General features: G+C 70.1%; 6 protein-coding genes. 1 reads left to right on the forward strand and 5 read right to left on the reverse strand.

Going from position 1 to position 10,578, the window contains the following annotated elements:
• Positions 1–415 precede the first annotated feature (415 nt).
• The 3 genes from car to ACIGJO_RS20205 all read right to left on the reverse strand — a co-directional run bounded on the left by car (position 416) and on the right by ACIGJO_RS20205 (position 6,107).
• Positions 416–3,829 (reverse strand): carboxylic acid reductase, encoded by a 3,414-nt coding sequence (car, locus tag ACIGJO_RS20195; protein WP_399959832.1) that lies wholly within the window; start codon positions 3,827–3,829, stop codon positions 416–418.
• A 100-nt stretch (positions 3,830–3,929) separates the two neighbouring features.
• On the reverse strand, positions 3,930–5,126 hold the full coding sequence (locus ACIGJO_RS20200) for a cytochrome P450 (RefSeq protein WP_399959834.1): 1,197 nt from the start codon (positions 5,124–5,126) through the stop codon (positions 3,930–3,932).
• Positions 5,127–5,315: 189 nt separating this feature from the next.
• Complete coding sequence (locus tag ACIGJO_RS20205; RefSeq protein ID WP_399959836.1) at positions 5,316–6,107, reverse strand: SDR family oxidoreductase; 792 nt, start codon at positions 6,105–6,107, stop codon at positions 5,316–5,318.
• Positions 6,108–6,610: 503 nt separating this feature from the next.
• Here ACIGJO_RS20205 and ACIGJO_RS20210 point away from each other — a divergent pair.
• Positions 6,611–7,699 (forward strand): NADH:flavin oxidoreductase, encoded by a 1,089-nt coding sequence (locus ACIGJO_RS20210; protein WP_399959838.1) that lies wholly within the window; start codon positions 6,611–6,613, stop codon positions 7,697–7,699.
• A gap of 129 nt (positions 7,700–7,828) precedes the next feature.
• On the opposite strand, the gene ACIGJO_RS20215 is transcribed toward ACIGJO_RS20210, so the two are convergent.
• Complete coding sequence (locus ACIGJO_RS20215; protein WP_399959840.1) at positions 7,829–9,556, reverse strand: condensation domain-containing protein; 1,728 nt, start codon at positions 9,554–9,556, stop codon at positions 7,829–7,831.
• Between the two features lie 53 nt (positions 9,557–9,609).
• On the reverse strand, positions 9,610–10,539 hold the full coding sequence (locus ACIGJO_RS20220) for a LysR family transcriptional regulator (RefSeq protein ID WP_399959842.1): 930 nt from the start codon (positions 10,537–10,539) through the stop codon (positions 9,610–9,612).
• Positions 10,540–10,578 lie beyond the last annotated feature (39 nt).

Below are 10,578 nucleotides of genomic sequence, written 5' to 3' on the forward strand. Positions count from 1 at the left end.
CGGCGGCGCGGTCGGCGCGCCGGCGGTGGTGGATACGACGCCACAGCGCTGGGTGGCCGGCCGCTTCGGCGGACACGCCGCGGCGGAGTCCGGCGCAGCGTCGTTCGGCCGGCCGGCATGGGTCTCCCACCCCCCCAACCCCCAGGCAAGGCAAGGCTAACCTAATTCATGGGGGCCGGTTATGTGAAAGCGGGCTGACCGTGACGGGGCGTCGATGGCGCCCACGGCTGCGCTCCCTGACCCTGTGTCACATCGCTCCGGACACGGGCCGGTCGGCCGCTGGGGCGCGGCGGCGACGTACCTGCGGGCGACGTACCTGCGGGCGACGGCCGACACCCACAGCCGTGGCGCTGCCATCAGCTGTGGGTGTGGGAGCCGGTGTGGGAGCCGGTGTGGGAGCCGGTACGGATACCGCTCAGTCGCGGTCGTGGAGCAGGCCGATCCGGCGCAGGTCGGTGACGTACTTGCGGATGAGGGCGGACGACAGATGCGGGATGTCCTTGTCGGGGCCGACCTTGGCGGCCCGCACCGCGGCGTGGAACCGCCCGGCGGGGACCGCCGTACCGGGGACGCCGTCATCGGGCCGCGCGAAGGCGTGCAGCAGGGGGAGCAGCGAGTGCTGGCGCTGCTTCTCCGGCAGGGCGCGGAGCGCCGCCGAGACGCGGAGGAACCAGTCGTCGTAGTCGTCGATGCGCTGGACGGGGTGTCCGGCTTCGGCGAGCCAGTCGACGAAGGTGTCGAGCGAGATGCCGTCGTCGTGCGGGTTCAGCACGTTGAAGGTCCGGTAGCCCTCGGTGGCGCGCTCGCCCAGCGCGGTGATGGCCTCGGCGGTGAAGTCGACCGGCAGACCGTCGTAGTGGGCGCGGGTGCCGGCCCGGTAGAACGAACGCGGGGCGATTCCGGTGACGGCCAGGCTGAACAGGAGACGGGTGAACATGTCGGGCACATTCAGCTGGCCCGGGTATCTGCTGTGCGCGAGGAGCATGTTCGAGCGGAAGACGGTCACCGGCAGGCCGCACAGGTCGTGCGCCTCGCGGAGCAGGACCTCGCCCGCCCACTTGCTGGTCGCGTACCCGTCCGCGTAGTCCCGCCCGATGCGCCGGACGGGGCCGGTTGCGCGGATGTCGGCGTCCTCGTCCAGTGCGGCGGCCCCGGCTCCGATTCCGAGGGCGACGGTGGACACCTGGATGACGGGTTTGATCCGGGTGGTGAGCGCCAGCCTGATCACCTCCGCCGTGCCGACGACGTTGGGTCCGAACAGCTGGGAGTAGGGCAGCACATGATTGACCAGCGCAGCCGGGTGGACGATCAGGTCCACGGTGTCGGCCAGCCTGCTCCAGGTGTCCTCGTCGAGGCCCAGACGCGGATCGCCGATGTCACCCGCGAGCACTTCCAGGGTCCCGTCGGCCAGGTCCCGGTACCGGCGCAGCAGTTCGGCCTCGCCGCTGCCGAACGCCTCCTCCAGCCGCTTCGCCGCGACATCCCCGCCGGTGCCGCGCACGACGCAGATCAGTCTGCCGCCCGAGGCCGCCAGCCGCTCCAGCCATTCCAGGCACAGGAACCGGCCGAGGTAGCCGTTGGCCCCGGTCAGCAGCACGGTCCGTACGGCCCCGTCGGGGCGGGGCAGCGCCGGGGCGGCGGCGAGCACCGGCGCGTCGAGGAATCTGTCCAGGGTGAGGTCACCGGCACGGACCTCGCGGCTGCTCCGGCCGTGCACGGAGGCGAAGGTGGGCCGCTTCGCCCCGGACTCCCGCTCCTCCTCGATGTACGCGGCCAGTTGTGCCAGACCGCCGGCCGGGCCGATGACCACCCCGACGGGAACCTCGACGTGGAAGATCTCCGTCATGAGCCGGGAGAAGGACAGCGCGGACAGCGAATCCCCGCCCAGGTCGGTGAAGTACACCTCCGCGCCCAGCTCGGTGTCCGCACAGCCGAGCAGCGCCTGGGCGGCCCGGCTGACCGTGTCCAGCACCGGCCGGTCCGGCGCGGCCCGCCGCAGCTCGCGCAACTGCTCGGCCTGCCCGTCGGCGAGGTCGGCGTACAGCTGCTCCAGGACCTCGCCGTAGCGCTCCCTGAGTCTGGGGCGCAGCATCTTGTGGCTCTCGGTGAGCAGTCCGTTCCCGGCGCTGAAGGGTTCGGTCTCGATGAGGAAGTCACGCGGGATCTCGTACGAGTTGAGCTCGGCCTCCTTGGCGGTCTCCTGGAGCGACGCGCTGAGCAGTCGCTTGAGTTTCCCCGGCTCGTCCCCTGCCCTGGCCAGCGCGTCCGGCGTGGGCACCACCACCGCGAGCAGATAGGCGCGCTCGCTGTTGCCGTGCACGAAGATCTGCTGGATGAGGGGGCTGCCGCCGAAGACGGTCTCCAGGCGGGAGACGGCCACGAATTCGCCCTGCGAGAGTTTCAGGGTGTCCTTGGTGCGGTCGATGTAGACCAGCCGGTCGGGACCTGTCTCGGCCATGACGTCGCCGGTCCGGTAGTAGCCGTCCTCGTCGAAGATCGCGGCGGTGACCTCGGGGCGCTTGTAGTACCCGGAGATCATGGAGTCCGTCTTGAGCAGCAGTTCGCCGCGCGGATGCGGCGAGTCGGTGCGGAAGTAGCCCAGTTCCGGGACGTCGGCCAGCTTGTAGTCGATCACCGGCGGGCGCTGCACCACCGTGTCGAGGAGCACCCCGCCGGCTTCGGTGGATCCGTAGCCGGTGTACAGGTGGAGATTCAGGCAGGACTCGACGAAGGCCGCCACTTCGGCGGAGAGCGGGGCGGTCCCGCAGAAGGCCTTGGTGACCCGCCCGCCCAGCTGGTTCTCCCGCAGGTCCGTCCTGACCGCGGTCTCCAGGTCGCCCGGCTCGCCGGCCCGCCGGACCAGTTCGCTCTGGTACTGGTGGAAGAGCATGTCGCACAGCCGCGGGACCATGGTCAGTTCGGTGGGGCGGATCAGGGCGATGTCCTCGAACAGGGTGGACAGGTCGCTCCTGGCGGTGAAGTAGCCGATACCGCCCCGGACGAGCGACCCCATCAGCGAATAGCGGCCCGCGAGATGGCTCTGCGGCATGTAGAGGAGGCTGACCGGGGGGCCGTCCGCGGCCCCGTAGCTGAAGCCGTACCACGCGGTGCCGACCAGCCGCTGTGTGTACATGGCCCCCTTGGGGGTCCCGGTGCTGCCGGAGGTGTAGATCAGCAGGGCCAGCGGGTCGTCACCGGGCTCGGCGACGAACAGCGGGGCGGGCGGCAGGTCCCTGCCGCGTTCGATCACCTCGTCCAGCGACTCGACGACGACCGCGCCGCGGGCTTCGGCCAGGCGGCGCCGGGCCGACTCGAAGGTCTCGCGCTGCTCCGCGATCCGTGGGTCGTACCCGAACACGATCACCCGCTCGACCGAGGCCGCCCCGATGACGGCTTCGACGGCGGCTTCCACGCGCTCGATGCTCGCGGCGAGGACGCGCGGCTCGGTCTCCGCGATGATCGGCTTCAGCTGGGACATCGGCGCACTGGACTGCAGCGGCACGGACACGATGCCCAGATGGATGCAGGCGAGGTCGATGGTCGCGTAGTCGGTGCTGGTGAAGCCCAGGATGCAGATCCGGTCGCCCGCGCCCGGCACGGACCGCGGGCCGTGGTGCCAGGCACCGGCCACCGCGCGGACGCGGGCCCACAGTTCGCGGTAGCTGATGGTGTCGAACCTCGGGAGCAGGCGCGCCGTGGCAGGGTCCCTCGCGCGTTCGCCGAGGGCCGGCCGGTCCCCGTAGCCCTCCAGGACGGCTGCCATGACCTCGGCAAGTCCCTTGCCCGGGTCACGCACCGCCGCGGTGACCTCCTCCACTGCCTCGGCCATGGTCAGCTCCTCCCCCGGTGTCCCGGTGAATGCCGTCGAGTCGTGCGCGGGCACATGGGCGGCCGGCCCTGCCGGGCGGCGGCGCGGGCCGGTGCGGGCCTCACCAGCTGACGGGCAGCGCGGCCACCCCGCGGATGAGGCGGTCGGTCCGCCAGGACACCTGGTCGACCGGGATGGAGAGGTGCAGTCCGGGCAGGCGGCGGACCAGGGAGTCCAGGAGTACGCGCAGCTCCATCCTGGCCAGTTGTGCGCCGAGGCAGTGATGCACACCGTGTCCGAAGGTGAGGTGCGGGTTGTTCCCCCGGTGGAAGTCGATCACCCCGGGGTGCTCGAACACCAGGGGGTCCCGGTTGGCCATGCCCAGCTCGGCGACCACCGCGTCCCCGGCGCGGATGGTCTGTCCGCTCAGCTCCACGTCCGCGACGGCGATACGGGTGAAGCCGGCGGAAGCGCTGATCGGGATGATCCGGGAGAGTTCCTCGACCGCGTCGGGTACGAGAGCGGGATCGGCGACGAGCTGCTGCCAGAGGCCGCGGTTGGTCAGCAGCGTGTAGACGAAGTTGCCGAGCTGGTTGGCGGTGGCCTCCTGCCCGGCGGACAGCAGGCTGACCCCGAGGCTGACCAGCTCCTTCTCCTCGAGGCGGTCCTCCTCGTCGGGGTCGTTGACCAGTTCGCCGAGGAGATCGTCGGTCGGGTCGGCGCGGCGGAGCCTGATCAGACCGGCGAGGTAGTCGTTGAGGTGTTCGCGGGCCTGCAGGGACTGGGCCGGATCGGTCAGCATCAGCAGACCGTCCACCCAGATGTTGAACCGGTCGCGGTCGGCGACGGGCACACCGAGCAGTTCGCAGATCATCGTGATCGGCAGGGGCCAGGTCAGCATCTTCGTCAGGTCGGCGGACGGACCGGCGGCGATCATGTTGTCGAGCAGTCCGTCCATGATCTGCTGGGCACGCGGGCGCAGCGCCTCGACGCGGCGCACGGTGAACGCGTTGGCCACCCGGCGCCGCAGCCGGCTGTGCTCCGGCGGGTCCATGCTCATCATGGAGGTACTGGGCAGACCGGCGGAGACCGTGCGCGGGACGTCCTCGCCGACGGCCGCGGCCCGGCTGAACCGGGGATCGGCCAGCACGATCTTGGCATCCGCGTGCCGCGTGACCAGCCAGGCCTCGCCACCGTAGGGCAGGTTCACCCGCAGCACCGGCTGCTCGCCGCAGATCTCGGCCAGCTTCGCGTCCACGTTGAGCCGATCGGCCGGGCCGAAGGGATAGGCCCGCACCTCTTCCCCTGTCGTGGTCATCGTGTCAGTCCTTCCAGTCCTGGCAAGCCGTTACCTACGGATATGGGGTTGCTGAATGAATGGCGCGAGAAGGCCGGGCGGGTCCGCCGTCGTACGGAGGTCCGGGGGAAACCCGGTTTCGCCGGGCGATGGACGGGGAAGGGCCTCAGCCGCTTCCCACAGGTATCGGCGGCGGTTCGCCGCCGCGGGTCACAGGGCGGCGACGCGCCCGCCGTCGATGACGAGACTGCTGCCGGTGATCCAGGCCGCGCGCGGGGAGACGAGAAAACTCACGGCGTCGGCGACGTCCTGCGCCCGGCCGATCCGTCCGAGGGGAATCTCGTCGGCCCACGACGCGGATTCGTCGCTGTCGCCGCTGTCGCCGCCGAGATAGTCAATGATCTTGTCGCGCGCCTCGTCGGCTCCCGGTGTCGCCACGTTGCCCAGGGAGACGGCGACCACGCGGATTCCCTGCGGCGCCAGTTCGGTGGAGAGCCCCTTGCTGTACGTCTCCAGCGCGGATTTGGCGACCGCGTAGTGCAGGATCATCGGGTAGGACGAAATGGTGGCGATGGACGACACATGCAGAATGACCCCGCCGCCGCTCTCACGCATGGCCGGCACGAGCGCGGAGTTGATCCGGACAGCGGCCAGGAAGTTGATGTCCATCGTGTACTGCCAGTCCCGCTCGATATCCAGCGCGCTCTGGAAGGCCCGGCATCCACCCGCGTTGTTGATGACGATATCGACTCCGCCAAGGCTTTCCAGAGCGGCGTCGGCGAACCCGCGCACGCCCTCGGGAGTACTGAGGTCGGCCTTCACGAACTTGGCCGCGGACGGGGTGTGTTCGGTCGAACTGCGGGCCGAGGTGACCACGGTGGCACCGGCGTCGAGCAGATTCCGCACGATCGCCGCCCCGATACCGCGGCTGCCGCCGGTGACGACCGCCCGCTTGCCTTCCAGCTCTTGGGATATCTCTGCAGAAAGGCGACTCTGGCTCACCCTGGGTTCCGCCCCTTCTTGGCTCAACAGCCCTGCCCGCGGCACAGATCGACGAGAGAAACAGATGGTCCGATTGCGATCCAGAATGGAGAATTCATCCCGTTCGATCATGGTGGCGCGGAATCACCAGAACCACTATCAACGATCTCTTTGACACGGTCAAACTGATTATATCGATGCACAGGATCGCCTCATGCGATACAAGCCAGGAACAGCTGCGGCGAGGAACAGCGCTGCCGGATCGACTGGACATCTTGATCAGCACAATCGATAATTGTTGCTCACCGGTGTGCGGCCGTGAATATTTCCGCACCGCCTGGAATGAAATTCCCAGAAACCACCCTTCGACGTGTCAGGTCTCCTTGGGCCCGCGATCCTTCGATCACGCCCCGGGGGACCCGGCCGACGGCTGCACCACCGGCCTTTCCACAAAACACTTCAGGGTGGTGAACAGGCGCGCACGGAACATCTGTGTCAACAGTGGCGAAAACTCGGGAGGAACAATGGCCAGCCTGGACGAGCCGTTCACCGTGGGCGATCTCGTGGTCCCGAACCGGATCGTGATGGCCCCGATGACCAGAATGAAGTCCCCCGGCGGTGTGCCGGGCCCGGACGTCGCGGAGTACTACGCCCTCCGGGCGGCCCACCAGGTCGGGCTGATCATCACCGAGGGAACCTATGTCGACCGCGCCGCCGCCGGCGCGTACGAGGACGTGCCCCATTTCTACGGCGAGCGGTCCCTCGCGGGCTGGGCGGACGTGGTGCGGCAGGTGCACCGGGCAGGCGGCAGGATCATTCCGCAGCTGTGGCACACCGGGGTCGTGCGCCCGGGGACCGAGCCGCCCGCCGAGGGCCCGTCCGGACTCGGGCTGGACGGCTCACCGGCCGGAAAGGCGATGACCCAGCAGGACATCGACGACACGGTGGCGGCCTTCACCGAGGCCGCCGCGGCCGCCGAGCAGCTCGGGTTCGACGGCATCGAACTGCACGGCGCGCACGGCTATCTGATCGACGATTTCCTGTGGAGCGGCACCAATCGCCGGACCGACCGGTACGGCGGTGATCCGGCCTCCCGCGCCCGCTTCGGCGCCGAGATCGTGCAGGCCATCCGCGCGGCCGTCGCCCCGGGGTTCCCCGTCTTCTTCCGGCTCTCCCAGTGGAAGGTCAACAGGTACGACGCCCGCACCGCGGAGAGCCCGGCCGAGCTGGAGCGGCTGCTGGCCCCGCTGGCCGACGCCGGGGTCGACGCGTTCCACGCCTCGACCCGCCGCTACTGGCAGCCCGAGTTCGAGGGCAGTGACCTCAACCTGGCCGGCTGGGTGCGCAAGCTGAGCGGCAGGGCCACGGTGACGGTGGGCTCGGTCGGCCTCGACCGGCAGTACGGCGAGGGCCTCTTCACGGAGGGCTTCACCCGGCCGGCCGGACTGACCGGTATCGAGGAGCTGGTGGCCCGGCTGGGGCGCGACGAGTTCGACCTCGTCGCCGTGGGCAGGACGCTGCTGGCCAACCCGGACTGGGCGGCGAAGGCACTGCGCGGCGAACTGGCCCGGACCGTCCCCTACGACCCGGCCGTACTCAAGACCCTGGTCTGAGCGCCGCCTCCGCCGGCCGCCGCGACGGGACCCGCACGCGGCGGCCGGCACCACGGCCGGGTCACCGCCCCCGCCCCCGCCCCCGCGCGCCCCTGTGAACGGGCTGCGGGCGACAGGCGGCGGGCTGCTCTATTCCACGCCCGCTTCCTTCTGAATGACCGCATACCACTCGTCCCTCATACGCAGCACCGTGGTTTCGTCAAATACTTGGGTGTCGTACTTGAGGAACACTTTGTACCCGTCGCCCTCCCGGTAGAACTCCACCGAGAGAGCGAACTCTCCGGCGTACGGCAGGTCACCGAACCGGCGCAGGTCCAATTCCCCGGGTCCGGCCGATGAGTTGTTCGTCAGCAGGTCGGCGCCGTCGAAATTCTGGAAAAGGAAGTTCGTCGGTACCAGCGGCTTTCCCTCCGCTCCCAGGGCGCGGGCGATCTCCGGCAGGGGGAGGGCTCCGTGGTCGATGCCGGCGATCACCTTGCGCTGCATGGATCTGAGCAGCTCGGGAAAGGTGCCGGAACCGGTGGAGCGGATGGGCAGGCAGTTCACGAACTGGCCGACCACGTCCTGGAACCGCTCCTCGTAGCGGGCGACCGCGGTCAGGCCCGTGATCAGGTCGTCCTGTCCGGTCAGCCGGTGCAGAAACCGCACGTACGTCGAGAACAGCACGATGGCGACACTGACCCGGTGTTCCCTCGCCCTGCCGGCCAGCGCGGTCACCAGCGCGGGCGGCAGATCCATCGTCGCCACATCCACGCGGGGCATCCGTTCCGGGTCGTACGGACGGTCGTAGGGCAGCGCGAGCGCCGTACGCGGACCCGCCAGCTCACGGACCCAGTGGTCCCGGTGGCGATGCGCCCGCGGGCCGGCGAGCATCGCCGCCTCCCATGCGACGAAGTCGCCGTACGTGGCCCGGCCCGCGCTCTCCTGACCCCGGTAGGCCTCCTTGAGCGTGCGGATCAGGAGCGCCGTGGACGTGCCGTCCAGCAGGATGTGGTGCACGGTGATCAACAGCAGCCGCCGCCCTCCGGCGAGGGTGATCAGATGGACCCTCACCAGGGGGCCCGTCGCCAGGTCGAAGGGGACGTCGGCCAGCGCCCGCAGTTCGGCCAGCTGCCCGGCGTGCGAGGTGGCCGCGAGGCCGGCCCGCTCGAACGACGGAACCCGGTCCGGGTCGATGTCCATGTACGGCACACCGTCCAGCTCCCCGAAGACCGCGCTCAGCACCGGGTGGATCCTTGTCTGCGCCCGGACCGCCCGTTCCAGGGCCGCGGTGTCCAGGTCCCCGTGGATCTCGAAGAGGAGCGGGAGGTTGTAGGTGACCGGCTCCGGCCAGCGCCGGTGGTCCCGGTACATCGTCAGCTGACCGCTCGACAGGTTCCAGCGATCGCCCCCCGTGCCCGGGGTGCCGGACAGCACCGAGTCCAGGTGCGGCACCCGGCCCGGTGCCTCCTGGTGCAGGCCCGCCCAGTCCACTTCGATGCCCGCCACCCACAGCGCCGCGAGCCGGGACAGCTCTCCGGTGGCGGTCCAGCGCCGGATCAGCAGGTCCCGCAGATCGCTGTCGTCGCGGATCTCCTCGACCAGTCCCCGGGAAGCCTCGACGGTGCCCGGGTGTCCCCGGCCGGCCCGCAGGGCGGCCCTCAGCTCCTCGGTCGAGGACACCACGACCGCGTACCGCTCGGCCATCGCCTCCTGCCCCACCTGGAGGGTGAACGCCAGGCCGGCGAGACCGGTGTCCGGGTTGCGGTCGAGGAACCCGGACAGCCTGCCGACGGACGCGGCCAGCTGCCCGGGAGTCCGCGCCGAGAGGACGACGACCTGGTCGCCGGTGGCGGGCATACCGTCAGTGGGACACACGGCACACTCCTCGGTGGTACGCGGACGCCCGCACGGGGCGGTGGAAATCCGTCTCACACATGGGAGTTCGCTTCGCAGCTGATCGAAACCGCCGATCTCAGCACATCAAGGAAGGCTCCGCCCCGGCTGCTCATGGTCAGATCGGGCATCACGGCCACCCCCAGCGACACGGAGGGAGGATTCCCGAGAAGCCCGACCTCCCGGACCCTCCCGCCGTCCAGGGTCGTCGTGCTCGGCACACGCTGGCACATCAGCGCGAACCCGGCACCCGCCGCCACCAGCCCGCGCACGGTCTCCACGCTCGTCGCCGTCATCACCCGGGGCATACGGACACCGGCGTCGGCGAACAGCGTCTCGGCATGGCGGAGAACCGCCGGATCGTTCAGGGCCACCAGTGGCCGGACGGCCAGCTCGTCCAGACCGAGGGGGCCGGACAGACCCATCGGGTCGTCATCGGCCACCAGGGCATGAACGGGCAGATCGGCCAGGAGGTGGAACCGGCAAGCGCCCGACAGGAAGCCGTACGTCACCGCCATCTCGCACCGGCCGTCCTGAAGGGCTTTCAGAACGCCCTCGGCGGACGCCTCGTGGGCGTTCAGCCGCAGCGCCCCGTACCGCTCCCCGGCCACCCGGTGGGCCACGGGCAGCAGAAACGGGGAGAGGGCGAGGAGGAATCCGACATCGAGCTGGCCCGCGGTGTCCCCCGCCAGGGCATCGCCCTGAGCCTTGAGGTTCCTGGCCTGGCCCAGCAGTACGCGCGCCTCCCGCAGGAGGTGGCGTCCGCTCGGGGTGAGACTCACCCCACGGGCGTGATGGCGAAGAAGCAGCTGCACACCGAGCTGCCGTTCCAGCCGCATCACGGCCGACGAGACCGTCGACTGCGAGGCGCACAGCTTCTCGGCCGCCTCGGAGATATTGCCGAGCTCGGCGGACACGACGAAATACCGCAGTTGCGTGAGGCTGAAGCCCAGGCGGTCGTTCATCGCGCACATCCGGGGAGGTTCTCCCGGGGCCCGGCCGGC

Source organism: Streptomyces sp. NPDC079020, assembly GCF_044542225.1.
Classification (GTDB): Bacteria; Actinomycetota; Actinomycetes; order Streptomycetales; family Streptomycetaceae; genus Streptomyces.

Coding starts and splice junctions, on each gene's coding strand:
- ACIGJO_RS20200 (WP_399959834.1), bottom strand. CDS start 5,126: ATGACCACGACAGGGGAAGAGGTGCGGGCCTATCCCTTCGGCCCGGCC.
- car (WP_399959832.1), bottom strand. CDS start 3,829: ATGGCCGAGGCAGTGGAGGAGGTCACCGCGGCGGTGCGTGACCCGGGC.
- ACIGJO_RS20220 (WP_399959842.1), bottom strand. CDS start 10,539: ATGAACGACCGCCTGGGCTTCAGCCTCACGCAACTGCGGTATTTCGTC.
- ACIGJO_RS20210 (WP_399959838.1), top strand. CDS start 6,611: ATGGCCAGCCTGGACGAGCCGTTCACCGTGGGCGATCTCGTGGTCCCG.